Genomic DNA, 23,489 nt, shown 5'->3' with positions numbered 1-23,489 from the left:
GGTCAGGCGTCGGCGCGGACCGCCGCCGGTTCCGGTTCCGCCGGGACGTCGCCCACCGCGCGGTCCCGGGTGGCCCAGGCGACCACGAACAACACCGTCCACGCCACCCCCAGCAGCACCGCCGTGGCGCTGCCGCTGGCGGTGCTCCACCCCAGGTAGAGACGGGCGCCGACGATGCCGACGATCCCGGCCGCCGCGCCGGTCCAGGCGGCCACCGCCACCGGCCAGCGCGCCCCGCGCGACAGCAGCCAGGCAAGGGTGCAGAGGCTGGCCGCCACCACGGCGTTCTGCGTCGGGAACAGGGCGGGGTCCCCGCCGGCCGGGCCGCCGGTGACCGGCCCCGTCAGGTCGACCACCACGGCGAGCACCACCAGCGGCACGAACGCCCCCACCGTGCCGACCACGCTGAGCAGGTCGGCCCGCCAGGGCCGGTTGCGCCAGGCCAGCACCGCGGCCACGACGGCCACCAGCACGATCAGCGTCGACCCGCGCAGCGCCGAGACGACCGCCAGCGTGACATCGACCGCCCCGGGCGTACGCCGGTCGGCGAACCAGTCGGCGATGGCTCCGTCGATCACCGCCAGCCCGCTGTGCCGGACCACCGCCCCCAGCACCCAGGCGATGGCGAACCCCGCCACGAAGAGCAGCAGCAGCCCGCCGACCAGGTTGATCAGCAGCGTCCAGGCCGGCCCCACGTGCATGGCGAGCAGGAAGAACAGCACGCCGTAGCGGCCTCTGAGCCACCGCACCGGCCGCAGCCCGGCGGCCCGGGACACGAGCGCCCGCGCCGGGTCCGGGTTGCGACCCAGCCACCGCCCCGCCAACACCACCGCGACCAGCGCGGCCACCAGCACCAGCACGGCCCCGGTGGCCCGCCCCAGCAGCCGGGAGACCGTCTCGTACGACTCGCCGGCCAGGTAGCCGGCCAGCACCGAACCGCCCACCCAGGTCACCACGCCGGCGAGGTTCCACGGCGCGAACCGCCGGTACGGCATCCCCGCCGCGCCGGCCAGCCGGGGCACCAGGGTGCGGGCGAAGGCCACCCAGCGGGCGGTCAGCACCCCGCGCCCGCCCAGCCGGCCCAGCATCGCGTCCGCCCGACCCCACCGCTCGTGGCCCACCCGGGCGCCGAACCGGCCCGCCCGCAGCCGGGGCCCGTACCGGCGGCCGGCCCGGAACGCCAGTGTGTCCCCGATCACGGCTGCAAGGATCATCACCAACAGGGCGGGCGCGAGCCGCAGCGTCCCCGCGTACGCTAGGAAACCGACCAGCAGCAGGGTCGCCTCGCCCGGCACCAGCAGACCGAAGATCACGGCGGTCTCCCCCGCGACGATCATCGCGGCGATCACATAGATCAGCAGGGGCGGCAGGCCCTGCAGCCAGGTCAGCAGGTCGTGCATCGGGCCCCCATTCCCACGGGGGTCAGCATGCCAGGCGCTGAAACGGTCGGAACATCAGTTTCGGCAGAGATCCGGGCCATCTGGGGGGAGACCCCGACGCGTGCCCCGGCAACCGCAGACAGGAGTATGGAGGGTATGCAGCTTTGCACCGACCTCCGCAACGTCGCCATCATCGCCCACGTCGACCACGGCAAGACGACCCTGGTCGACGCCATGTTGCGGCAGGCCGGCGCCTACGGCGCCCGCGGCGAGGTAACCGAGCGGGTCATGGACTCGATGGACCTCGAACGGGAAAAGGGCATCACCATCCTGGCCAAGAACACCGGCGTGCGGTACATGCCGGCGGACGGTTCCGACCCGGTGACGATCAACATCATCGACACCCCCGGCCACGCCGACTTCGGTGGCGAGGTGGAGCGCGGCCTGACCATGGTCGACGGCGTGGTGCTGCTGGTCGACGCCAGCGAAGGCCCCCTGCCGCAGACCCGGTTCGTGCTCCGCAAGGCGCTCAAGGCCCGCATGCCGATCATCCTGGTGATCAACAAGGTGGACCGTCCCGACGCCCGCATCAAGGAGGTCGTGGACGACACCTACGAGCTCTTCCTCGACCTGGACGCCGACGAGGAGCAGATCGACTTCCCGATCGTCTACGCCTGCGCCCGCGACGGCATCGCCTCGCTGACCCAGCCCGCCGACGGCGCGGTCCCGCAGGACAGCCACAACCTCGAGCCGCTGTTCCGCACCCTGCTCGACACCATCCCGCCGCCCGCGTACGAGGAGGACGCGCCGCTGCAGGCGCACGTCACCAACCTCGACGCGTCCCCGTTCCTCGGCCGGCTGGCGCTGTGCCGGGTGCGGCAGGGCACCATCAGCAAGGGCCAGACCGTGGCCTGGTGCCGCACCGACGGCAGCACCCAGCGGGTCCGCATCTCCGAGCTGCTGATGACCGAGGGCCTGGAGCGCAAGCCCGCCGACTCGGCCGGCCCGGGCGACATCATCGCGGTCGCCGGCATCCCCGAGATCATGATCGGTGAGACCCTGGCCGACGCGGAGAACCCGCAGCCGCTGCCGTTGATCACGGTCGACGAGCCGGCCATCTCGATGACCATCGGCACCAACACCTCGCCGCTGGTCGGCCGGGTCAAGGGCGCCAAGGTCACCGCCCGCATGGTCAAGGACCGGCTCGACAAGGAGCTGATCGGCAACGTGTCGCTGCGGGTGCTGCCCACCGAGCGCCCGGACGCCTGGGAGGTGCAGGGCCGCGGCGAGCTGGCCCTGGCCATCCTGGTCGAGCAGATGCGCCGCGAGTCCTACGAGCTGACCGTGGGCAAGCCGCAGGTCGTCACCAAGGAGATCGACGGCAAGACCTGCGAGCCGGTCGAGCGGCTCACCATCGACGCCCCCGAGGAGTACCTCGGCGCGATCACCCAGCTCCTCGCGACCCGCAAGGGCCGGATGGAGCAGCTGGTCAACCACGGCACCGGCTGGATCCGGATGGAGTGGCTGGTCCCGGCCCGCGGCCTGATCGGCTTCCGCACCGAGTTCCTCACCGAGACCCGGGGCACCGGCATCCTGCACCACGTGTTCGAGTCGTACGAGCCGTGGTTCGGCGAGCTGCGCACCCGCAACAACGGCTCGCTGGTCGCCGACCGGGCCGGCTCGGTCACCGCGTTCGCGATGACCAACCTCCAGGAGCGCGGCCAGCTCTTCGTGGAGCCGGGCACCGAGGTGTACGAGGGCATGATCGTCGGGGAGAACTCCCGCTCCGACGACATGGACGTCAACATCACCAAGGAGAAGAAGCTCACCAACATGCGCTCGTCGACGGCCGACGAGACCGAGAAGCTGATCCCGCCGCGCAAGCTGTCGCTGGAGCAGGCCCTCGAGTTCTGCCGCGAGGACGAGTGCGTCGAGGTCACCCCGGCCGCCGTCCGGATCCGCAAGGTGGTGCTCGACCAGACCGCCCGCGGCCGGGCCGCCGCCCGCCGCAAGCACGCCGGCTGACGTACGACGACAGCCCTCCCGGAGCCCGGACCGCCCCGCGCGGTCCGGGCTCCGCCCGTTGCGACCTCCGGATCAGGCGGGGCGGGTGGCGAGGAAGGCGAAGAGGTCGGGCACCGGGCCGGGGCCGGACTCGGCCGTGCGGACCAGGGTCAGGCCGGCGTCGGTGACCGCGTTGAGCAGGTCGGCCAGCGGAACGTGCCAGGCGCCCACCCGCACCCGCACGCCGTGCGGCGTCCAGGCCCGGAAGCTGCGCTCCCGGTCGGCGTAGCCACCGTCCACCACGATCCGCCGCGGGTCGGAACGGTCGGCGAACGCGCCCACGAAGCACGGGTGCACTCCGACATGGACGAACCGCCCACCGGGCGCGAGCACCCGGGCCGCCTCGGCGAGTACCGCCGCGTAGTCGGGCACGTCGGTGTGGGCGAGCACGCACGCCACGGCCGACACCGACCCGTCGGCGACCGGCAGCGCCGCCGCGTCGGCGCGGGCCACCGGCAGGCGCGGCCGGGCGTGCCGCAACTGCCCGCCGGACAGGTCCACCCCCACCGGGTGCCACCCCAGCCGGCGCAGCTCCGCCGCCTGCAGCCCGGTGCCGCAGCACAGGTCGAGGCAGCGGCCAGCGCCGGTGCCGAGCAGGTCGCGCAGCCGGCCGCGGACCCGGGTCATGTAGTCGCTGGACGGGTCGGTGGCGAACGCCTCGTACCAGTCGGCGTGCGCGTCGTAGGCGGCAAGCGTCATGTCCGCACGGTACGACCGATCGCCCCGGTCCGTCGCCCCGCCGGTGATCCGCTACGGTCACGCGCATGACCTGGGACGAACTCGACACCCGCCTGAGCGGCGTGCCCGGCACCGTGTCCACGTACGTGGGACGGCCCGGCGCCGCCCCCGCGTGGACCCGGCACGCCGACGCCACCCACTACGCGGCCAGCACCATGAAGACGGGGGTGCTCGTCGCGCTGCACCGCGCCGCCGAGGCCGGCAAGCTCGACCTGGACGCCCCGGTGCCGGTGCACAACGAGTTCGAGTCGGCCCTGCCCGGCGCGCCCCGGTTCTCCTGCGCCCGCCACTACGACAACGACGAGGCCGTCTGGGAGCGGCTCGATCAGAGCGCGCCGCTGCGCTGGCTGGCCCACCGGATGATCGTCCGCTCCAGCAACCTCGCCACCAACATCGTCATCGGCCACGTCGGCCTGCCGGCGGTGGCGGAGGTCTGGGCGCTCGTAGGGGCCCGGCACAGCGTCACCGGTCGGGGCATCGAGGACTTCGCCGCCCGCGAGGCGGGCATCACCAACCTGGTCACCGCCGCCGACCTGGCCGCCCTGCTCGGCGCGCTGGCCACCGGGGCGGACACCCCCGGGCCGCTCGCCTCGCCGGCCGGCTGCGCCGCCATGCTCGACGTGCTGTTCGCCCAGGAACTCCGCGAGGACCTCGCCGCCGGGCTGCCCGAGGGCACCCGCATCGCCCACAAGAGCGGCTGGGTGCACGGCGTGCGGCACGGCGCGGGCATGGTCTTCCCCGACGACGCGCCGCCGTACGCGGTGGTCGCCTGCACCACCACCGACCTCGCCGACGGCGGTGCCGACGGCGAGGGGACGGAGGACGACGCCTGCCGGCTGATCGCCGGGATCTCCGCCGCCGCCTGGGCCGCCCGGCACGACCTGTGACGGCCCGAGCCGTCACTCCAGCAGGTGCGCCCGCAGCGCCGCCACGACATCGTCGGTGATCCCGAGCCCGTCCCGCAGGTACGCCCCGAACGAGCCGTGCACCCGGCGCACCTCCCCGTACGCGGCGTCGAGGTATTCCTCGCGCACCTCCAGCACCGGGCGTACGGCCGCGACGTCCAGCCCCGGCTGCTGCCGGCGCATCGCCTCCAGGATGACCTCCCGCAGGCTCTCGGTCAGCGCGTTGTTCGCCAGGTAGTCCGCCCGGATCGCGGCCTCGTCCACACCGAGCGCGCTGAGCAGCAGCACGGTCAACCAGCCGGTGCGGTCCTTGCCCGCCGAGCAGTGGTAGACCAGCGGCAGGTTCCGCGCCTCCGCGGCCAGCCGCACCGCCGCGCCGAAGCTCTCCCGCGCCGACGCACCCGTCACGAACCAGCGGTAGATCGCCGCCATCGCCGCCGGAGTCCCCTCCTCGGCCAGGGCCGCGTACGCGCCCAGATCGTGCCCGAGCAGCACCGCCGAGACGTAGGTGAAGACGGGGTGCTCGGCGTCGTGCACCGGCAGGTGCACCACGGTCGGCTCACCCGGCAGCCGATCCGGCGGGGCGACCGCGATCTCCGAGTGGTCCCGCAGGTCGACCACGCAGACCGGGCCGAGCCTGGCCAGCACCGGCAGGTCCTCGTCGGCCAACCGGCCCAGCGCCGGGGTGCGGATCAGCACGCCCGGCCGCACCCGCCGGCCGTCCACGCCGACCAACCCGCCGAGGTCCCGGGCGTTCGGCGCGCCCACCAGTTCCCAGCCCCGCTCGCTCATGCCTGCACTCCGCTGCGCTCCGTGCCGCCATGAGGCACCACCACCCTGAGCCAACCGATTCGCTCACTTCGCTCGCTCATGCCGGCCTCCCCTTCGCCCGTGCGCGTCCGTATAGGGTCCCGCACATGACGATCGCCGCAGTCCGCACCCACCGGCTCTCCGCTCCTCTGCACACCCCGTTCGTCACCGCGCTGCGCCGTACCACCACCGTGGAGACCCTGGTCGTGGAGATCGTCGACGCCGACGGCCGCTCCGGCTACGGCGAGGCGCCCCAGGTCTGGCAGGTGACCGGGGCGTCGGTGGCCGGCTCCGAGGCGTGCGTCCGCGACCTGCTCGGCCCGGCGCTGACCGGGCGGGACGCCGACGACCTGGTGGCCCGCTGCACCGAGGTGCAACGGACGGTCGCCGGCAACGAGGCGGCGAAGGCGGCCGTCGACGTCGCCCTGCACGACCTGGCGGCGCGGCGGCTCGGCGTACCGCTGGTGCGGTTGCTCGGCGGCACGGGCCTGCGGGTCCCCACGGACGTCACGCTCGCCGCGGGCGACGCGGTGGACCTGGCGGCGGCGGCCCGGCAGCGGCAGGCGGAGGGCTTCGGCGTGCTCAAGATGAAGGTGGGCACGGACGCCGCCGGCGACCTGGAGCGGGTACGCGCCGTGCGGGCGGCCGTCGGCCGGGACGTGCGGATCCGGCTCGACGCCAACCAGGGCTGGACCCCGCGCGAGGCGGTCCGGGTGATCCGCGGCGTCGAGGACGCGGGGCTCGACGTGGAACTGGTCGAGCAGCCCGTCCCCCGCTGGGACCTGGACGGGCTGGCCTGGGTCAGCGACCGGGTGGACGTGCCGATCCTCGCCGACGAGTCCGTCTTCGGCGTCCGGGACCTGGTCGAGGTCATCCGCCGCCGGGCCGCCGACATGGTCAACGTCAAGCTCGCCAAGTGCGGCGGCCTGCACCCCGCCCGGACCCTGCTCGACCTGGCCGCCGCGCACGGCCTCGGCACCGTCGTCGGATCGATGATGGAGAGCCAGGTGGGCATCGGCGCCGCCGCCAGCCTGGTCGCCGCCTACGGCACCACGGCCGTCGCCGACCTGGACGCCGCCTGGTGGCTGGCCTGGTCGCCGGTGCGGGACGGCCTCCGGTACGACGGCGCCACCGTCGTGCTGCCGGACGCGCCGGGCCTCGGCGTCACCTCCGTGAATGAAGTGAAGATGCAGACTCGTCATTGATGACTGGCGGAAACTTTCATAGGGTCGCGGGAACGATCGAGCTGGGGGTCCACGTGGAGCTGCAACCAGGCCGGGAGGCCGTGGTCCGGGTCGCCGTCGCGACCCTCTGGACCTCCCCCGAGGCGGTACGAACGATCGACGGTCCCGCCCTGGCCGCGCGCACCGACATCGCGGCCTGGATCTCCGGGATGGACACCGACCAGCAGGTCGGCGACTGCGTGCTGAGCCAACTGCTGCTCGGCGAGCGGGTGCTCGTCACCGACGTGCGCCCGGACGGCTGGGCGCACGTGGTGGCAGTCGAACAGCCGGCCCCCAGGCTGCACCCGCGCGGCTACCCCGGCTGGCTCCCCGCCGAACAGCTCGCCCCGGTCACCGACGACGGACACCTCACGCCGGGCCCCGCCGACGCCGAGCCGCTCGTGGTCGACGCCACCGTCACCGCCCTGCGCGCCGCCCCGGGCGGGGCCGAGGTCGTGCCCGGGGTGGTCCTCGGCACCCGGCTGGCCCCGGCGGGCCCGGCGGTCGACGGCTGGCGGCCCGTGCACGCGCCCGGCCACGCCGACCCGCTCTGGCTGCCCGCCGCCCACGCCGTGCCGGTGCCCACCACGCCACCGTCGGCCGGGGAGGTGCTGGCCATCGCCCAGCGGCTGGTCGACGTCGTCTACATCTGGGGTGGCGTGTCCGCGTACGGCATCGACTGCTCGGGTCTGGTCCACCTGGCCTGGCGGCGGCTCGGCGTGCTGCTGCCCCGCGACGCCGACGACCAGGCCGCGGCGACCACGCCGGTGCCGCTGGGCACGGAACGCCCCGGCGACCTCTACTTCTTCGCCCGGCCCGGCCGGAAGATCCACCACATCGGCATCGTCACCGCCGACCCGCGCCCCGGCGACGACCGGCGGATGCTGCACGCCTGCTACCGGCAGCGCCGGGTGCTGGAGGAGCAGCTGCCGGCCGACCGCACCGCCACCCTGGTCGGCGCGCACCGGGTCTGACCCGCGTACGGCACGAGGGGGCGCTCCCGGCCCGGGAGCGCCCCCTCGTCGCGTGCGTACGCCTCAGTGGCGGGCGTCGGACAGCATGCGTCGCCGGTCGCGGGAGGACTTGACCAGGCTGGCCACGGTGGCCACGGCGAGGGTGCCGAGGATGACCGTCAGCGAGAGCCAGATCGGGATGTGCGGGGCCCAGGAGACGTGCTCCCCGCCGTTGACGAACGGCAGGTTGTTCTCGGCGAGCGCCTCCAGCATGAGCTTCACGCCGATGAAGCCGAGCACCACGGCCAGGCCGTAGCTGAGGTAGATCAGCCGGTCCAGCAGGCCGCCGAGCAGGAAGTAGAGCTGCCGCAGACCCATCAGCGCGAAGACGTTGGCGGTGAAGACCAGGTACGGCTCCTGGGTGATGCCGAAGATCGCCGGGATCGAGTCGAGCGCGAAGATCAGGTCGGTGGTGCCGATGGCGATCATGACGATCAGCATCGGGGTGAACATCCGCTTGCCCTTCGGCGAGTGGGTGGTCAGCTTGGCGCCGTCGTAGTCCCTGGAGATCGGCAGCGCCTTGCGGCTCCACCGGATCAGCACGTTCTCGGTGAACTCGTCCTCGTCCGGCTCGCCCTGCCGGGCGAGGTTGATCGCGGTGTAGATGAGGAACGCGCCGAAGATGTAGAACACCCAGGAGAACTGGGAGATCAGCGCCGCGCCGGCGGCGATGAACCCGCCCCGCATGACCAGCGCCAGCACGATGCCGATGAGCAGCACCTTCTGCTGGTACTGCCGGGGCACCCCGAACCGGGCCATGATGATCACGAAGACGAACAGGTTGTCGACCGAGAGGCTGTACTCGGTCAGCCAGCCGGTGTAGAACTGCCCGGCGGCGCTCGCCCCGGAGGCCAGCCAGACGCCGGCGCCGAAGATCAGGGCCAGGGCCACGTAGAAGCCGACCCACAGGCTCGACTCACGCACGCTCGGCTCGTGGGGGCGCCGACCGATGATCAGCAGATCCACGAGCAGGATCGCGGTCAGGACGACGAGGGTCGCCGCCCAGACCAGTCCGGACACGTCCAAGGTTCATTCCTCCGGCAGACACGCAACGACGGGCACACCGTACGCCCTCGGTGGGCGCGGTGTGCCGGCGACGCTGACTCTGGTGACTGTCGGAGGTCTCTTCCGTCACCGTCCCGTCGGGGCGGTGACCGACGGGGCCGGGTCGCGCACCGGAAACCGGCGCTCGACCGTGCTGACGACTCCGCCACGGGGGAATACTCCCCTCCTCGTCCGCCATTCTTGCCCACCACGCCCAGTCACCGCACCTCGGGTGGCCCGTGTGTTAGCCCACGGACAACCGCGGACCCTCCCGGTGGGCGGGGCGCACCACCCCTAGGGCGTCCTAGGAGGCTAGGTGCTCCCGGGCGACGGTGTCGCGCGGTTCCGCCGGCGTCCCGACGGGCACCAGCGGGTCGGCCAGCGACCAGCCGGCCGCGAGCAGCGCGTCGCAGGCGGCCACCGCGCGGGCCAGCCGCTCCGGATGCGGGCCCGTCAGCTCGACCACCGGCACCCCGCACCCGGCCAGCTCCGCCCGGAACCGCCCCGTCATCCACGCCCGCAGATGCTCCCCGTCGCGCAGACCGTCGTCGTCGAAGGGCACCCGACGTGGTCGGTCAGCAGGTACAGCGCGGGCCGCCGGGCCGCCGCGCGCACCTCCGCCGACGCCGACCCGAGGTAGCGCTCCTCCCAGACGGCGGTGGCCCGGGCGTCGGTGTCGCAGAACAGCAGCGGGCCGCACGACCGGGCCGCCGCGTCCTCCGCCGCCTGCTGCTCCCGGACCACCTCGGCGAAGTCGGCGCGGTCCCAGGCCACGTCGAAGATCGTGGCCGCCGGGTCCCGCTCGCGCAGCCGGGCCAGCTTCCGTTCGGTCAACTCCCGGCCGTACTCGGGGACCCAGCGGGTGCCGTAGTGCGTCGCGAGGGCGGCGGCCATCGTGGTGGTGCCGGTCGACTCCGCGCCGACCACCACCACCCGCCGCACGAACCACGCCCGCACCGGCGCGCTGAGCCGGCCCCAGTGGCCCGCCGGGTCCGCGCGCACCGCCGTCCCGGAGACCGGCACGCTCCGCCGCCCCGGGTCCACGCACACGCCGACGGCGTCGAAGCGCCGGGCCAGCTCGTCGCCGTACGACTCGGAGGAGAAGACGGCGTCCACCCGCCGCCCGCCCAGCGCCTCGCGGAACACCGCGCAGTGCAGGTCCCACACGGCCGGGTCGGCGTAGTCCACCGGATGGTCGTCGTACCGGCCGACGAAGCGGACCCACGGGGTGCCCGCGTGCACCTCGCGCAGCCAGTCCAGCCGCGGCGCGAGCGGGATCGACTCCCGGCGCGACGGGGCCACCACCACGGTGACGGCCGCGCAGCGGGCGGCGGCGGCCTCGATCAGCGCGTGGTGGCCGGCGTGCGGCGGATAGAACTTGCCCACCACCAGCCCGTGCCGGAACTCCGGCGCCACCGGCCCGGCCGCGCCGCCGCCACCCTCCACCGGGCGTTCGTCGGCCGCCGCCGGGCGTTCGCCGGCCGACGCCGCGGCCGTCACGCCGCCACCGGGGCCGGACCGGGCGGCACCGGGGTCGCGCCGGTGCCGCGCCGCAGGTCCGACCGCCACTCGCGCAGCCCGAGCACGCAGAGCGCGAGGAAGATCAGGTAGAGCGCCGCCGTGAGATACAGGCCCTTGTAGGCGTACAGCGGGATGTAGATCAGGTCGGCGGCGATCCACAGCCACCAGCTCTCCACCCGCTTGCGGGTCTGGCCGTACGTGGCCAGCAGCGACAACGCGGTGGTCAGCGCGTCCGGCAGCGGCACCGTCGAGTCGGTGGCGCGGTCCAGCAGCGCCCACAGCGCGCCGGTCAGCGCCGCCCCGGCCAGCCCCAGCGCCCACCACTCCCCGCGGCTGGTCCGGCGGACCGTCAGCCGGGTGCGCCGCTCGCCGCCGTAGAGCCACGCCCACCACCCGTACAGGCCCAGGACGACGTAGACGACCTGGAGGCCGGCGTCGGCGTACAGGCCCGCGGTCCAGAACAGCAGCATCAGCAGCAGCACGTTGGCGATGCCGACGGGCCAGTTGGCGATCCGCTGCCGGGCCACCAGCCAGACGTTGAGCACCCCGGTGGCGAAGCCCAACAGCTCCGCGCGGGTGGTGCCGGTGCCGGCCACGGTGAACGCCGTGCCGGTGAGCCAGTCGATCACGTCTCTCCCCTTTCCGCGCGCCCACCCTAGAGCCGCCCGACCACCGGGAACAGGCCCCCGCGGCGGCCGGTCGCCGGGGCGACGTGAAAGGCTGCGGGCATGGTGCTTGAGGTCGCGCTCATCGACGTACTGCCGGGACACGAGGACGAGTTCGCCGCGGCGTACGCCAAGGGGCACCCGGTGCTCGCCGAAACGCCGGGCTGCCGGTCGGTGCGGATGACCCGGGGTGTGGAGTCCCCGTCCCGGTTCGTGCTGCTGGTCGAGTGGGACTCGATCGAGGCGCACAACGACAACTTCCGGGCCACCGAGCGCTTCGCGCAGTGGCGGGCGCTGATCAGCCCGTACTTCGCCAACCCGCCGCTGGTCGAGCACTTCGTGGACGTGCCGGCCTGAGGCTGTCGTACCCCTGCCCTACCCTGCGCCGTGCACGCGCCGGCCGCCGGTCCCGACGGGCTCGGGGGCGCCGGGCCCGGTGGCCGCGCGGCGTCTGGTGCGCTCCTCTGCTCGCCCGGCAGGGATCACCCTGCGGCACGCCGGCTCAGCGCCGCGCTCGTCTCCTCCGGGCTGAGCGCCGCGTCCAGCAGCCAGCCGGTGAGCTGGTCGTAGCGGTCGACGTCGGCCACCGTCGCCAGGCGAACGTCGGTGGTCAACGCCTCCAGCATCACCGTGCGGGGGTCGGCCGGGTCGGGGAACGAGTAGCAGGAGTACGGCGTGAGCGGCTGCGCCCCGCCCCGCGCGGCGACGCCCCGGGGCAGCAGCCGGATCGTCACGTGCGGCAGGCCGGCCAGGTCGACCAGGTGCCGCAGTTGCTCCCGCCACACCTGCGGCGGGGTGTCGCCGGCGTCGCAGGCCGCCTCGGCGAGCAGCGCCGTGTAGTGGGGCGGGTCGGCCCGCCGCAGCACCTCGTGCCGCATCGCGCGGGCGCGCACGTCGGCGTCCACGTCCACCGTCGAGTCGAGCAGCCGCCCGGCGGCGATCCGCAGCCGCGCGTACGCCGGGGTCTGGAGCAGCCCGGGCACGACGGCGGGCTGCCAGTCCACGATGGTCGCCGCCCCCGCCTCCAGCTCGGCGTAGGTGCGCTGCCGCTCCCCCATCTCCCCCAGCGTCTTCCACCAGCCACGACTGGTGGCGGCGTCGCGGGCGATGACGATGAGCGCCTCCCGCTGCGACGGCGGCACCTCGTAGACGTCGAGCAGGTCGAGCACGTCGGCGAGATCCGGCCGGCTCTGCCCCAGCTCGATGCGGGACAGCTTGGAGGTGGAGGCCCAGCCGAGCCGGTCGCAGACCTGCTCCAGCGTCAACCCCTCCCGCCGGCGCAACTGGCGCAGCTCGGCGCCCAACCGCGCGCGTCGAATGACCGGACTCGTTGGCAACGGCATCCCCGCCTCCCCACCGAGGGAGAGTACGCAGGACGATCACCCAGCGCAATAGTTCGCTCGCGTACCGCAATCGAGGCTAGTAACCCCGTTGCCGACCGGGCCCCGCCGGCCGCCCGTCAGGGGCCGGTACGCGCCGAACGAGCAGACGGTCCCGGCCAGGCCCGAGGGTGGTCCTCGGCGACGGGCCGGCCTCGTGGCGGAACCGCCGGCGGGGTGCCGGCGGCTCCGCCGGGCCGTCACTTCACGCCGGCGGCGTCCATGCCGCGCAGCTCCTTCTTCAGGTCGGCGACCTCGTCGCGGATCCGGGCGGCCAGCTCGAACTGCAGCTCCCGGGCCGCGGCCAGCATCTGGTCGTTGAGCTCCTGGATGAGCTGGGCCAACTCGGCCCGGGCCATCCCCTCCCGCGCGGGCCCGGCGCCGCCGGCCCGGCCACGACTGCGGGTCTCCTTCACCGGCGCCTTGCCCCGGGACAACTGCCGCACCGCCCCGCCGACGCGGCTGTTCTCCGTGTCCTCCGCCTCGCGGTAGATGTCGTCGAGGATGTCGTGGATCTTCTTGCGCAGCGGCTCCGGGCTGATGCCGTGCGCCTCGTTGTGCGCGATCTGCTTGGCCCGCCGCCGGTTGGTCTCCTCGATCGCGTCCGCCATCGACGGAGTGATCTTGTCCGCGTACATGTGGACCTGGCCGGAGACGTTCCGGGCCGCCCGGCCGATGGTCTGGATCAGCGACCGGCCGCTGCGCAGGAAGCCCTCCTTGTCGGCGTCGAGGATGGCGACCAGCGACACCTCGGGCAGGTCGAGGCCCTCCCGCAGCAGGTTGATGCCGACCAGCACGTCGTAGTCGCCCTTGCGCAGCTCGCGCAGCAGCTCCACCCGGCGCAGCGTGTCGACCTCGGAGTGCAGGTAACGCACCCGGATGCCGTTCTCCAGGAGGTAGTCGGACAGGTCCTCGGCCATCTTCTTCGTCAGCGTGGTGACCAGCACCCGCTCGTCCCGCTCGGTGCGCAGCTTGATCTCGTGCATCAGGTCGTCGATCTGGCCCTTGGTGGGCTTCACGATCACCTCGGGGTCGATCAGGCCGGTCGGCCGGATCACCTGCTCGACGAACTCGCCCTGGGCCTGCTCCAGCTCCCAGGGGCCGGGCGTGGCGGACAGGAAGACCATCTGACCGACCCGCTCCAGGAACTCGTCGAACCGCAGCGGGCGGTTGTCGGCCGCGCTGGGCAGCCGGAAGCCGTGGTCGATCAGCATCCGCTTGCGCGACGCGTCGCCCTCGTACATGCCGCCGATCTGCGGGATGGTCACGTGCGACTCGTCGACGACCGTCAGGAAGTCGTCGGGGAAGTAGTCGAGCAGGCAGTGCGGCGGGCTGCCGGGCAGCCGGCCGTCGATGTGCATCGAGTAGTTCTCGATGCCGGAGCAGAAACCGACCTGCCGCATCATCTCGATGTCGTAGGTCGTGCGCATCCGCAGCCGCTGGGCCTCCAGCAGCTTGCCCTGCCGCTCCAGCTCGGCCAGCCGCTCGCCCAGCTCGGCCTCGATGTCGCGGATCGCCCGCTCCATCCGCTCCGGGCCGGCCGCGTAGTGGGTGGCCGGGAAGATCAGCAGGTGGTCGACCTCGCGGACCACGTCGCCGGTGAGCGGGTTGAGGTAGTAGAGCTTCTCCACCTCGTCGCCGAAGAGCTCGATCCGGACGGCCAGCTCCTCGTAGGCCGGGATGATCTCCAGCGTGTCGCCCCGGACGCGGAAGGTGCCCCGGTTGAAGGCCATGTCGTTGCGCGAGTACTGGATGTCGACCAGGCGGCGCAGCAACTGGTCGCGGTCGAGCTCCTGCCCGACGGCGACCCGCACGGCCCGGTCGAGGTATTCCTCCGGGGTGCCCAGGCCGTAGATCGCCGAGACGGTGGCCACCACCACCACGTCGCGCCGGGTGAGCAGCGACATCGTCGCGGAGTGCCGCAGCCGCTCGACCTCCTCGTTGATCGAGGAGTCCTTCTCGATGTAGGTGTCGGTCTGCGGGATGTAGGCCTCGGGCTGGTAGTAGTCGTAGTAGGAGACGAAATACTCCACCGCGTTGTGCGGCAGCAGCTCGCTGAACTCCTTGGCCAGCTGCGCGCAGAGCGTCTTGTTGGGCGCGAGCACCAGCGTCGGCCGCTGCAACCGCTCGACGAGCCACGCCGTGGTGGCGCTCTTGCCGGTGCCGGTCGCGCCGAGCAGCACCGTGTTGCGGTCGCCGCGTCGGACCCGCCGCTCCAGGTCGTCGATGGCCGCCGGCTGGTCGCCGGCCGGCTGGAAGTCGCTGACGACCTGGAAGCGGCCGTCGAGCCGGGGAATGTCGAGCGCCATGACCTCCACGGTACGCCGGGGGTCCGACACCCCGCGCCGACTACGGTCGGTCCGTGATCGGCTTCGATATTGCCATTGTGTGGCCGATTTCACGGGACTACGCTCTCGGTGTAGGCCGCTCGCGGCGGCCGACCGGGCAGGCGGCCAGGCCCTCAGCGGCCGGCCCGCCCCCGGCACAGGGGTCGCAGCACCCGGCACGCCCGGCGTGCGCACCCGACGTGGTCGCGCCCGAGGCGCTGACCGGCCGCCGCGAGCGCCCCTGCTCGTCACCCCGCGGCGGTGAATCCCGTTCAACCTTCCGTGGACACCTCCGCCGCCCGGGCCGACCCGACCTCCCCGCCGCAGGACCGCCCGCCGCACGACGACGCCCACACCGGGGCCATCCCGCGGGTGCTGACCGGCCGCCGGCGCACCACCCTGCTGGTGCTCGCGGTCGTGGCCGTGCTCTCCGCGGCGGCGCTGGTCGCCGGGCTGCTGAGCTGGCCGCCCGACCGGCCGGAGCAGCCCCGGGCGCTGACCGGCGACGAGCGCGAGCGGCTGGCCGCGATGCGGGTCACCAACTACCGCGACCTGCGGGCCGGGGTGCGGGTGACCACGGGCACCGGGTCGGCCCGCACCGAACTGGTCGGCTGGGTCGACTGGTCCCGGCCACTGGTCTACCTGGACGTCGGCGGGCCCGGCGCGGGCGACGAACGCGGCCTGCTACAGGCCACGCCGACCGTGGCCGTGCTGCGGCCCGACCCGTCGGCGGTGCCCACCGCCGCGCCGCCTCCGCTGGTGCCACCGGCGGACCGCTGGCGGCTGCACGACCCGTCCGGCGGGCGCGGGCTCGCCGCTGTGCTCGACCTGCTCTTCGGGCTCGGCGCGAACCGTCCCGAGCCGCCCTCGGATGCCACCCGATGGGTGGGCCGCGCCACCGTCGGGACGGAGCCCGTCGACATCCTCCAGGCGCCGGCCGCCCCGGGCACGTCACCGTCACCCACCTCCGCGACGGGCGACCGCCCGCGGTACTGGCTGGACCGCGACGCCCGCCTGCACCGGCTGGAGACCGGACTGCCCGGCGTGGGGCCGGTCACCGTGCAACTCACCCGCACCGACCGGCCGACGCTGCGGCCGGTCGACGCCCTCGGCGGCCGTCCCGGGCAGCCCCGCGCCCTGACCGCCGCGGAGCGGGCCCGGCTGGACCGGCTACCCGCTCGGCTCCGCGCCGCCGGCGGCGCCACCGTCACCCTGACCGGGCCCCTCACCGAGGGCGCCAACGTGCGCGGTGCCGGCTGGGTGGGCTGGACCGGCCGGGCGGCGTACGTGGCAGTCGCCGACCTCGCCGCACCGGAGCGCCGGGCGCTGCTGCGCGTCGACGGGACCGGCGTGACCCGGGCGGACGTCCCCGCCACGACGGTTCCCGGCACGGTGGAGGCGCCCGGCCGGCCCCCGCTGCCTCCGCCGGCCCGGGGCTGGCGGGCCGACCCGACGCGCGCCGGCGACCTGGGCCTGCTGCTCGACGCGGCGCTGCGGGCCGCCCGGCCGCCCGCGCCGCGGGGAGCCGCCCTGCGGGTGCGCGGGGACAGCCTGCGCGGGAAGACCGTGGACGTGGTCGAGCTGCGCGTGTCGGGGGCGCTGCTGCGCTACTGGATCGACCGGTCCGGTGTGCTGCGCCGGCTGGAGTTGCGCACCCGGTCGGGCGCCTGGGCCCAGCTCGACCTGGCCCCCGGGTCGGTGCCCCGGCTGCCCGCTGCCCGGCCGGCGCCGGAGCGCCCGGAAGCGTCCGCCGCCGGGCGGTGACCGGTCAGGGGCGCCAGCCGGTCTGTGCCGCCCACTCCTCGGCGCGCAGATGCTCCTCGTCGAACCACGGGTCCTTGGCGGTGGTGTAGGTGGCGCTGTCGGGGGCCGAGGCGGCCAGTTCCCGCTTCAGCAGCAGGTAGGCCGCCCGCTGGTCCGGGTCGGCCCGCAGGTGGTCGCGCATCAGCAGCGCGTACCGCCAGCCCGGCGAGTCCACGGCGCGGACGTGCAGGTAGACGGGGCGGCCCGGATCGGCGCTGCCGTGCAGCCGCTTCTCCCACCGGCCGCTGCCGGGCAGTCGGGGGTTGTCCCACCAGTCGCCGGTCAGGCGCGGGAAGCCCGCGGCGGCGAGCCGCTCGGCCAGCGGGCCGTCCGCGTCGGCGAGGGTCGGCACGGCGAGCTGGATGTCGATCACGTCCTTGGCGGCGAGGCCGGGAACCGCGGTCGAGCCGATGTGGTCGATCCGCAGGTCGGTGGGGGCGATCGCGTGCCGGATCCGGGCGGCGAGCCGCGCGTACTGCTGCGGCCAGGTCGGGTCGGCCTCGGTCAGCACGACGCGGTGCGGCCGCACCGGTCGCCGCTCGCGCAGGTTCGCCTCGTAGGGCAGCAGCCGCTCCTGCCACAGCGCGTCGACCGCCGCGTGCAGGTCGGCGAGGCTGCCGTCGTTGGTCAGCACCACGTCCGCCGCGGCCCGGCGTCGGGCGTCGTCGGCCTGCGCGGCGATCCGCCGCTCGGCCTCCGCCCGGTCCATGCCGCGGTCGCGGGCCAGCCGCGCCAACCGGGTGGCCACCGCCGTCTGCACCACGACCACCAGGTGGTACGTGGGCGCGAGCCCCACCTCCACCAGCAGCGGCACGTCGTTGACCACGATCGCGTCGGGCGCCGCCGCAGCGGCCAGTTCGGCCGTGCGGGCCCGTACGCGGGGATGGATGATCCCCTCCAGCCGGCGCCGGGCCGCCTCGTCGGCGAAGACCACCGCGCCCAGCGCCGCCCGGTCGAGGGCCCCGCCGGCGTCGAGGACCCGGTCGGAGAAGGCGGCGACGATCTCGGCCAGCCCCTCGGTGCCCGGCGCGACCACCTCCCGGGCCACCCGGTCGGCGTCGACGACCACCGCGCCACGCTCGGCCAGCCGGGCCGCCACCGCGCTCTTGCCGGATCCGATCCCCCCGGTCAGTCCCACCTTCAGCACGGCACCAGTCAACCGGATCACCGCCGCGCCGCCGGCACCGGGGCACCTCGCCCGGGCACTGGCCCCAACTCCTGAAGGTACGTCCCGGAGATCATTCCCCGAGCCTATTCTAGTAATAGAATAGGGCCGTGGAGCTGACTCCCGCCGAGCTGACCGTGCTGGGCTTGGTCATCGAACGCGCCCGGCACGGCTACGACCTGGAGCAGGTGATCGCGCAACGCGGCATCCGGCAGTGGTCCGACGTCGGGTTCTCCTCGATCTACTACCTGCTCGCCAAGCTGGAGAAGCGCGGTCTGGTCCACGTTCCCGAGGCTCCCGCCGCCCCGAAGTCCCGCCGGGTGTTCCACGCCACCGCAGCGGGCCGGGAGGTCGCGGCGCGCACCGCGCTGGCGCTCATCGAGGAGCCACGGCCGGTCCCGCACCCGCTTCTCGTCGGTGTCGCCAACCTGCCCCTGCTCTCCGATCGGGAGTACGCGCAGGCGCTGCGCACCCGGTTGGCGCGGGTCGAAGCCCGCATCGAGTCGGTCCAGGTGGCGCAGCAGGCGCAGGCCCCCCTCCCGCGGCCGGCGCGGGAGGTGTTCTCGTACTCACTGAGCCTCCTGGAGGCAGAAAGGCAGTGGCTCGCCGCCCGAGCCCAGGTGCCTGATGACGGACATCAAGACTGACTTCAAGAGGACCATCGACGCCTATCAGGCCAAACGAGGCCAGTTCCGGATCGTGGACGTGCCCGACATGCAGTACCTCATGATCGACGGCCACGGCGACCCGAACACCTCACCGGCGTTCACCGACGCCGTCGAAGCCCTCTACCCGGTGGCCTACAAGCTGAAGTTCGCCAGCAAGCGAGACCTCGGACGCGACTACGTCGTCCCACCCCTGGAGGGCCTGTGGTGGGCCGAGGACATGGACTCCTTCGCCGCGAAGCGCGACAAGTCGCGGTGGAACTGGACGCTGATGATCATGACCCCGGACTGGATCGACCAGGACATGTTCACCGCCGCCGTGGAGCAGGCCGGGGCCAGGAATCGTCCGTCGCGGCTCGACGACACCCGTCTGGGGACGCTGTCCGAGGGGCCGTGCGTGCAGACGCTGCACGTCGGTTCCTTCGACGACGAAGCCGAGGTGCTGGCGCGCCTGCACCGTGAGTTCGTGCCGGGCAACGGGTTGCGGATGGTCGGCAGACACCACGAGATCTACCTCAGCGACTTCCGCAAGGTCGCTCCCGAGAAGCAACGCACCATCCTGAGGCAACCGGTCACCACCGCCGCCACGCCGAGTGCGTAGGCAGAACGGCGAGGGCCCCGCCCCCGACGATCTCGCGATCGCGGAGACGGGGCCCTGTCCGTCGTTCAGCGGGTCACTTGCCGCCGGCGAGCTTCTCCCGCAGAGCGGCGAGCGCCTCGTCGGTGGCCAGGGTGCCGGCCGGCTCCTCGGCCTGCCGGCTCGGGGCCGCGCTGGTCGTGGTGGTGGTGCCACCGGTGACGGCCGGAGCCGGGTTGGCAGCGGCCTCGGCGTCGGCGGCGCGGGAGGTCTGCACCTGCTTGGTGTGGGCCTCCCAGCGCTGACGGGCCTCGGCGTACTGGTTCTCCCAGGTCTCGCGCTGCTTGTCGTACCCCTCGAGCCACTCGCCCGTCTCCGGGTCGAAGCCCTCCGGGTAGATGTAGTTGCCCTCGGCGTCGTAGGTCGCGGCCATGCCGTAGAGGGTCGGGTCGAAGTTCTCCTCGCCCTCGACGAAGCCCTCGTTGGCCTGCTTGAGCGACAGCGAGATCCGGCGGCGCTCCAGGTCGATGTCGATGACCTTGACCATGACCTCGGAGCCGACCTGGACGACCTGCTCCGGGATCTCCACGTGGCGCTCGGCCAGCTCGGAGATGTGGACCAGGCCCTCGATGCCGTCGTCCACCCGGACGAAGGCGCCGAACGGCACCAGCTTGGTGACCTTACCCGGCACGATCTGCTGGATCGCGTGGGTGCGGGCGAACTGCCGCCACGGGTCCTCCTGGGTCGCCTTCAGCGACAGCGAGACCCGCTCGCGGTCCAGGTCGACGTCCAGGACCTCGACCTCGACCTCCTGGCCCACCTCGACGACCTCGGACGGGTGGTCGATGTGCTTCCAGGACAGCTCGGAGACGTGCACCAGGCCGTCCACGCCGCCCAGGTCGACGAACGCGCCGAAGTTGACGATCGAGGACACGACGCCCTTGCGGACCTGGCCCTTCTGCAGCTTGTTGAGGAACTCGGTGCGCACCTCGGACTGCGTCTGCTCCAGCCAGGCCCGGCGGGACAGGACCACGTTGTTGCGGTTCTTGTCCAGCTCGATGATCTTGGCCTCGAGCTCGCGGCCGACGTACGGCTGCAGGTCCCGCACGCGGCGCATCTCGACCAGGGAGGCGGGCAGGAAGCCCCGCAGCCCGATGTCGAGGATGAGGCCGCCCTTGACCACCTCGATGACCGAGCCGCGGACGACGCCGTCCTCGTCCTTGATCTTCTCGATGGTGCCCCAGGCCCGCTCGTACTGCGCCCGCTTCTTGGAGAGGATCAGACGACCCTCCTTGTCCTCCTTCTGGAGGACCAGGGCCTCGATGTGATCACCAACCGAAACGACCTCGGCCGGGTCCACGTCGTGCTTGATCGACAACTCCCGAGAGGGGATGACGCCCTCGGTCTTGTAGCCGATGTCGAGCAGGACCTCGTCCCGATCGACCTTGACGACGGTGCCTTCGACAATGTCGCCGTCGTTGAAGTACTTGATGGTCTCGTCGATCGCGGCGAGGAAAGCCTCCTCGGAACCGAGATCGTCGTGGGTGACCCGGGTGGCGCTCGAGGGGGCCTCGATGCTGCTCGTCATGTGGGCGGTTGCTCCGGTCGGATGGTGTGTCACAGCAGGCTGGTGTCGCGGTGACCTGTTCGCGCCAGCAGATCCGTCGCCGGGCACACCGAAAGATCGAGTGAGATCATGGAGGTAACTCCGCCAGTGGTCCCGGAGACCGCGCACCTGCTCCCTGCCGAGGCACACGATCCGCGAGCGCATCGTCTAGCCTACCCGCTGCATTACCACAGCGTGCAAGGCCTCCCGTCCTCTCGCCGCCTCGCCACCTGCGAAAGCGGAGATTTCGGTAGGAAGGCGCCTCACCTGTCGCGCCCGTCACAGCGGCACCACCGGAACCGTAGCGCCACCCGCCCTCCGCCGCGCCCGGGGCCCCGCCGCCCGCCGACACACTGGCACTAGCGTGGGCGCGTGGACGACGACAGCAGCCGGGTGACCCGGCGCGGGGTGGGCGACGCCGAGGCCCGGCGCGCCAGCCGCCGCTGGTGGGACACCGACGCCGACGACTACCAGGCCGAGCACGGCGGGTTCCTCGGCGACCTCGACTTCGTCTGGTGCCCCGAGGGGATGCGCGAGGCGGACGTACGGCTGCTGGGCGACCTGGCCGGGCGGCGGGTGCTGGAGGTCGGCTGCGGCGCCGCGGCCGCCGCGCGGTGGCTCGCCACCCAGGGTGCCCGGCCGGTCGCCATGGACCTGTCCGCCGGCATGCTGCGGCACGCCGCGCTCGCCGCCGCGCGCACCGGCGTACGCGTGCCGCTGGCGCAGGCCGACGCGCTGGCGCTGCCGTTCGCCGACGCGGCGTTCGACACCGCCTGCACGGCGTTCGGGGCGATCCCGTTCGTGGCCGACTCGGCGGCGGTGATGCGCGAGGTGTTCCGGGTGCTGCGCCCCGGCGGTCGCTGGGTGTTCTCGGTGACCCACCCGATGCGGTGGATCTTCCTCGACGACCCGGGCGAGGGCGGGCTGACCGCGACGCACTCGTACTTCGACCGCTCCCCCTACGTCGAGCAGGACGAGACCGGCGAGGCCACCTACGTCGAGCAGCACCGCACGCTCGGCGACCGGGTCCGGGAGATCGTGGGCGCCGGGTTCCGCCTGGTCGACCTGGTCGAGCCGGAGTGGCCCGAGGGGCACGAGGGGATCTGGGGGCAGTGGAGCCCGCTGCGCGGCCGCCTCTTCCCCGGCACCGCCATCTTCGTCGCCGAGAAGCCCGCCTGAGATTGCCGGACAGTCGGTGCGACGTCCGGGGCCGCCCGCAGGGTTACGCTGAGCCGGTGAGCGCCGAGCCGATCGCGACACCACCTGGCCCCTGGTGTCCTGACCCGATCCGGCAGCAACGTGCGGACTACACGCTGGAGGACCTGCTCAACCTGCCGGACGACGCCCCCCGCGTCGAACTCGTCGACGGAGTCATCCAGGTGACACCCTCCCCCACCCTGGGCCACCAGGACATCTCCAGCCTGCTCTGGCTGTGGCTGCGGACCCACGCCCCCGCCCACCTCCGCGCCGCACAGGCCGTCGGCGTGGCCCTCAACGCGAACACCAGCCGGCAGCCGGACGTGCTGCTGCGCCGGGCCGAGGTGACCCCCGACCGGTCACTGCTCGTGCCTGACGACGTCATCCTCGCCGTGGAGGTGGTGTCGCCGGGCACGCGGCGCACCGACAGGTTCGCCAAGCCGGGTGAGTACGCCGCCGCCGGCATCCCGTACTACTGGCGTATCGAGCAGGACCCCGTCCACCTCTACGCCTACCGTCGGGGCGACCGGCTCGGGCCGGGCGGAGAACGGCAGTACGAACTGATCACCGACAGCGCCGATCTGGTCGAACTCAGCGAGCCGTTCGAGATCAAGCTGCCGATCGCCGAGATCACCCCGTAGCCGGCCCCGTCGTTTCGGGGCATCGACGCCGGGTACCCGCCAGGCATGGCCGAGCAGAACGAGTTCCGCAAGGGCGACCACGTCTCCTGGGCCAGTCACAGCGGCCGGGCGTACGGCGTGGTCAAGGAGAAGCTGATCGACCGGACGCATGTACGCGGGCACGCCGTGAACGCGTCCCCGGAGCACCCGCAGTACCGGATCCGCAACGACGACTCGGGCCGGGACGTCGCCCACCGACCGGAGGTGCTGCGCCATGAGTCGGGATGACGAGGGTCGGGACATCTACCGGGAGTTCACCGAGGCGGTGAACATGAAGCCGGGCGAGTTGTCGACGTGGCTGGAGACCGACGAGTCGAAGCATGTCGGCTGGCGGAAGGGCACCAAGGGCGGCGAGTCGGTGGGCCACGAGTCCGGCCGCAGGATCATCAGCCTGCTGCGCCGCAAGCGCGACCAACTCTCCGAGGCCGACTACCGGCACATGCGCAAGGTCGTCGGGTACGTCCGGCGGCACATGGCGCAGCGACCCAGCGGCGACGTGCGCCAGACCCGGTGGCGGTACTCCCTGATGAACTGGGGTCACGATCCCGTGAAGGCCCCGCTTCCGCCGCCCGGTGGGCCGTCCCGGAAGGCCCTGGATCGGCACGGCGCCCCGCCGAAGGCCCGCCGGGGACCGGGACGCTGAACCGGACCCGGCCACGCCGCCCGGCAGGGCTGCTACGCCGGACCGGGCCGACACGACGCCGACCGCGACGGGCCCGGGGCGGGCC

The 23,489-nt window shown here is 73.4% G+C and carries 23 protein-coding genes; 12 read left to right on the top strand and 11 right to left on the bottom strand.

Annotated elements, in window-relative coordinates; all coding sequences use genetic code 11:
• Positions 1-2 precede the first annotated feature (2 nt).
• Positions 3-1,400: a DedA family protein gene (locus ACFY23_RS08725; protein WP_350682187.1), complete on the bottom strand. Its 1,398-nt coding sequence runs from the start codon at positions 1,398-1,400 to the stop codon at positions 3-5.
• Positions 1,401-1,535: 135 nt separating this feature from the next.
• Here ACFY23_RS08725 and typA point away from each other — a divergent pair, with 135 nt between their 5' ends.
• Positions 1,536-3,404: a translational GTPase TypA gene (typA, locus tag ACFY23_RS08720; protein WP_350819034.1), complete on the top strand. Its 1,869-nt coding sequence runs from the start codon at positions 1,536-1,538 to the stop codon at positions 3,402-3,404.
• Between the two features lie 72 nt (positions 3,405-3,476).
• Here the strand turns inward: typA and ACFY23_RS08715 are convergent, their stop codons facing one another.
• Positions 3,477-4,142 (bottom strand): methyltransferase domain-containing protein, encoded by a 666-nt coding sequence (locus tag ACFY23_RS08715; protein ID WP_350682183.1) that lies wholly within the window; start codon positions 4,140-4,142, stop codon positions 3,477-3,479.
• Positions 4,143-4,207: 65 nt separating this feature from the next.
• Between ACFY23_RS08715 and ACFY23_RS08710 the strand changes: the two genes are divergently transcribed.
• The gene (locus tag ACFY23_RS08710; RefSeq protein ID WP_350682181.1) at positions 4,208-5,068 is read left to right on the top strand and encodes a serine hydrolase; all 861 of its coding nucleotides are present in this window, start codon (positions 4,208-4,210) and stop codon (positions 5,066-5,068) included.
• 12 nt (positions 5,069-5,080) lie between these two features.
• Here the strand turns inward: ACFY23_RS08710 and ACFY23_RS08705 are convergent, their stop codons facing one another.
• The gene (locus tag ACFY23_RS08705) at positions 5,081-5,878 is read right to left on the bottom strand and encodes a tyrosine-protein phosphatase (RefSeq protein WP_350682179.1); all 798 of its coding nucleotides are present in this window, start codon (positions 5,876-5,878) and stop codon (positions 5,081-5,083) included.
• A 125-nt stretch (positions 5,879-6,003) separates the two neighbouring features.
• Here ACFY23_RS08705 and ACFY23_RS08700 point away from each other — a divergent pair, with 125 nt between their 5' ends.
• The gene (locus ACFY23_RS08700; protein ID WP_350682177.1) at positions 6,004-7,101 is read left to right on the top strand and encodes a dipeptide epimerase; all 1,098 of its coding nucleotides are present in this window, start codon (positions 6,004-6,006) and stop codon (positions 7,099-7,101) included.
• Positions 7,101-8,093, top strand: a complete 993-nt coding sequence (locus tag ACFY23_RS08695; protein ID WP_350682175.1) for an NlpC/P60 family protein — start codon at positions 7,101-7,103, stop codon at positions 8,091-8,093. The genes ACFY23_RS08700 and ACFY23_RS08695 overlap by 1 nt, the downstream gene beginning before the upstream one ends.
• A gap of 63 nt (positions 8,094-8,156) precedes the next feature.
• Here the strand turns inward: ACFY23_RS08695 and ACFY23_RS08690 are convergent, their stop codons facing one another.
• The 4 genes from ACFY23_RS08690 to pnuC form a co-directional block, all read right to left on the bottom strand.
• Positions 8,157-9,158: a TerC family protein gene (locus ACFY23_RS08690; protein ID WP_350682173.1), complete on the bottom strand. Its 1,002-nt coding sequence runs from the start codon at positions 9,156-9,158 to the stop codon at positions 8,157-8,159.
• 322 nt (positions 9,159-9,480) lie between these two features.
• The gene (locus ACFY23_RS08685; protein WP_350682171.1) at positions 9,481-9,687 is read right to left on the bottom strand and encodes a hypothetical protein; all 207 of its coding nucleotides are present in this window, start codon (positions 9,685-9,687) and stop codon (positions 9,481-9,483) included.
• A complete protein-coding gene (locus tag ACFY23_RS08680; protein ID WP_350682169.1) occupies positions 9,684-10,676 on the bottom strand; it encodes an AAA family ATPase in 993 nt (330 codons plus the stop codon). The genes ACFY23_RS08685 and ACFY23_RS08680 overlap by 4 nt, the downstream gene beginning before the upstream one ends.
• Positions 10,673-11,326 (bottom strand): nicotinamide riboside transporter PnuC, encoded by a 654-nt coding sequence (pnuC, locus tag ACFY23_RS08675; RefSeq protein ID WP_350682167.1) that lies wholly within the window; start codon positions 11,324-11,326, stop codon positions 10,673-10,675. Before pnuC ends, ACFY23_RS08680 begins: the two co-directional genes overlap by 4 nt.
• Positions 11,327-11,425: 99 nt before the next feature.
• Here pnuC and ACFY23_RS08670 point away from each other — a divergent pair, with 99 nt between their 5' ends.
• Positions 11,426-11,719, top strand: coding sequence for an antibiotic biosynthesis monooxygenase (locus tag ACFY23_RS08670; RefSeq protein ID WP_350682165.1), 294 nt, complete (start codon positions 11,426-11,428; stop codon positions 11,717-11,719).
• 125 nt (positions 11,720-11,844) lie between these two features.
• On the opposite strand, the gene ACFY23_RS08665 is transcribed toward ACFY23_RS08670, so the two are convergent.
• Both ACFY23_RS08665 and uvrB read right to left on the bottom strand, forming a co-directional pair.
• Positions 11,845-12,705 (bottom strand): helix-turn-helix transcriptional regulator, encoded by an 861-nt coding sequence (locus ACFY23_RS08665; RefSeq protein ID WP_350682163.1) that lies wholly within the window; start codon positions 12,703-12,705, stop codon positions 11,845-11,847.
• Positions 12,706-12,941: 236 nt separating this feature from the next.
• Positions 12,942-15,050: an excinuclease ABC subunit UvrB gene (gene uvrB / locus ACFY23_RS08660; protein WP_350682161.1), complete on the bottom strand. Its 2,109-nt coding sequence runs from the start codon at positions 15,048-15,050 to the stop codon at positions 12,942-12,944.
• A 300-nt stretch (positions 15,051-15,350) separates the two neighbouring features.
• Here uvrB and ACFY23_RS08655 point away from each other — a divergent pair, with 300 nt between their 5' ends.
• Positions 15,351-16,832 (top strand): hypothetical protein, encoded by a 1,482-nt coding sequence (locus ACFY23_RS08655; RefSeq protein WP_350682159.1) that lies wholly within the window; start codon positions 15,351-15,353, stop codon positions 16,830-16,832.
• Between the two features lie 4 nt (positions 16,833-16,836).
• Here the strand turns inward: ACFY23_RS08655 and coaE are convergent, their stop codons facing one another.
• Positions 16,837-18,018, bottom strand: a complete 1,182-nt coding sequence (gene coaE / locus ACFY23_RS08650; RefSeq protein ID WP_350682157.1) for a dephospho-CoA kinase — start codon at positions 18,016-18,018, stop codon at positions 16,837-16,839.
• Positions 18,019-18,146: 128 nt separating this feature from the next.
• Between coaE and ACFY23_RS08645 the strand changes: the two genes are divergently transcribed.
• Together ACFY23_RS08645 and ACFY23_RS08640 are read left to right on the top strand one after the other, a co-directional pair.
• On the top strand, positions 18,147-18,683 hold the full coding sequence (locus tag ACFY23_RS08645) for a PadR family transcriptional regulator (protein ID WP_350682155.1): 537 nt from the start codon (positions 18,147-18,149) through the stop codon (positions 18,681-18,683).
• Complete coding sequence (locus tag ACFY23_RS08640; protein WP_350682153.1) at positions 18,664-19,302, top strand: GyrI-like domain-containing protein; 639 nt, start codon at positions 18,664-18,666, stop codon at positions 19,300-19,302. Before ACFY23_RS08645 ends, ACFY23_RS08640 begins: the two co-directional genes overlap by 20 nt.
• A gap of 73 nt (positions 19,303-19,375) precedes the next feature.
• On the opposite strand, the gene rpsA is transcribed toward ACFY23_RS08640, so the two are convergent.
• Positions 19,376-20,866, bottom strand: coding sequence for a 30S ribosomal protein S1 (gene rpsA, locus ACFY23_RS08635; RefSeq protein ID WP_350682151.1), 1,491 nt, complete (start codon positions 20,864-20,866; stop codon positions 19,376-19,378).
• A 390-nt stretch (positions 20,867-21,256) separates the two neighbouring features.
• On the opposite strand from rpsA, the gene ACFY23_RS08630 reads away from it, so the two are divergent.
• The 4 genes from ACFY23_RS08630 to ACFY23_RS08615 are packed head-to-tail and all read left to right on the top strand — an operon-like array spanning position 21,257 to position 23,404.
• Positions 21,257-22,063, top strand: coding sequence for a class I SAM-dependent methyltransferase (locus ACFY23_RS08630; RefSeq protein ID WP_350682149.1), 807 nt, complete (start codon positions 21,257-21,259; stop codon positions 22,061-22,063).
• 56 nt (positions 22,064-22,119) lie between these two features.
• Positions 22,120-22,722, top strand: coding sequence for a Uma2 family endonuclease (locus ACFY23_RS08625; protein ID WP_350682147.1), 603 nt, complete (start codon positions 22,120-22,122; stop codon positions 22,720-22,722).
• 45 nt (positions 22,723-22,767) lie between these two features.
• A complete protein-coding gene (locus ACFY23_RS08620) occupies positions 22,768-22,989 on the top strand; it encodes a DUF2945 domain-containing protein (protein ID WP_350682145.1) in 222 nt (73 codons plus the stop codon).
• The gene (locus tag ACFY23_RS08615; RefSeq protein ID WP_350819036.1) at positions 22,976-23,404 is read left to right on the top strand and encodes a DUF3140 domain-containing protein; all 429 of its coding nucleotides are present in this window, start codon (positions 22,976-22,978) and stop codon (positions 23,402-23,404) included. Before ACFY23_RS08620 ends, ACFY23_RS08615 begins: the two co-directional genes overlap by 14 nt.
• The last annotated feature ends 85 nt before the right edge of the window (positions 23,405-23,489 follow it).

The organism is Micromonospora sp. NPDC000121, assembly GCF_042899165.1.
In the GTDB taxonomy this organism is placed as follows: domain Bacteria; phylum Actinomycetota; class Actinomycetes; order Mycobacteriales; family Micromonosporaceae; genus Micromonospora.
The sequence above is the reverse complement of the archived record's forward strand: the minus strand, read 5'-3'. Positions and strand labels throughout refer to the sequence as shown.

Excerpts from the sequence above, each read along its gene's own strand:
- ACFY23_RS08725 (WP_350682187.1), bottom strand. The coding sequence starts at position 1,400 with ATGCACGACCTGCTGACCTGGCTGCAGGGCCTGCCGCCCCTGCTGATC.
- typA (WP_350819034.1), top strand. The coding sequence starts at position 1,536 with ATGCAGCTTTGCACCGACCTCCGCAACGTCGCCATCATCGCCCACGTC.
- ACFY23_RS08715 (WP_350682183.1), bottom strand. The coding sequence starts at position 4,142 with ATGACGCTTGCCGCCTACGACGCGCACGCCGACTGGTACGAGGCGTTC.
- ACFY23_RS08710 (WP_350682181.1), top strand. The coding sequence starts at position 4,208 with ATGACCTGGGACGAACTCGACACCCGCCTGAGCGGCGTGCCCGGCACC.
- ACFY23_RS08705 (WP_350682179.1), bottom strand. The coding sequence starts at position 5,878 with ATGAGCGAGCGGGGCTGGGAACTGGTGGGCGCGCCGAACGCCCGGGAC.
- ACFY23_RS08700 (WP_350682177.1), top strand. The coding sequence starts at position 6,004 with ATGACGATCGCCGCAGTCCGCACCCACCGGCTCTCCGCTCCTCTGCAC.
- ACFY23_RS08695 (WP_350682175.1), top strand. The coding sequence starts at position 7,101 with ATGACTGGCGGAAACTTTCATAGGGTCGCGGGAACGATCGAGCTGGGG.
- ACFY23_RS08685 (WP_350682171.1), bottom strand. The coding sequence starts at position 9,687 with ATGACGGGGCGGTTCCGGGCGGAGCTGGCCGGGTGCGGGGTGCCGGTG.
- ACFY23_RS08670 (WP_350682165.1), top strand. The coding sequence starts at position 11,426 with ATGGTGCTTGAGGTCGCGCTCATCGACGTACTGCCGGGACACGAGGAC.
- ACFY23_RS08665 (WP_350682163.1), bottom strand. The coding sequence starts at position 12,705 with ATGCCGTTGCCAACGAGTCCGGTCATTCGACGCGCGCGGTTGGGCGCC.
- uvrB (WP_350682161.1), bottom strand. The coding sequence starts at position 15,050 with ATGGCGCTCGACATTCCCCGGCTCGACGGCCGCTTCCAGGTCGTCAGC.
- ACFY23_RS08640 (WP_350682153.1), top strand. The coding sequence starts at position 18,664 with ATGACGGACATCAAGACTGACTTCAAGAGGACCATCGACGCCTATCAG.
- rpsA (WP_350682151.1), bottom strand. The coding sequence starts at position 20,866 with ATGACGAGCAGCATCGAGGCCCCCTCGAGCGCCACCCGGGTCACCCAC.
- ACFY23_RS08620 (WP_350682145.1), top strand. The coding sequence starts at position 22,768 with ATGGCCGAGCAGAACGAGTTCCGCAAGGGCGACCACGTCTCCTGGGCC.
- ACFY23_RS08615 (WP_350819036.1), top strand. The coding sequence starts at position 22,976 with ATGAGTCGGGATGACGAGGGTCGGGACATCTACCGGGAGTTCACCGAG.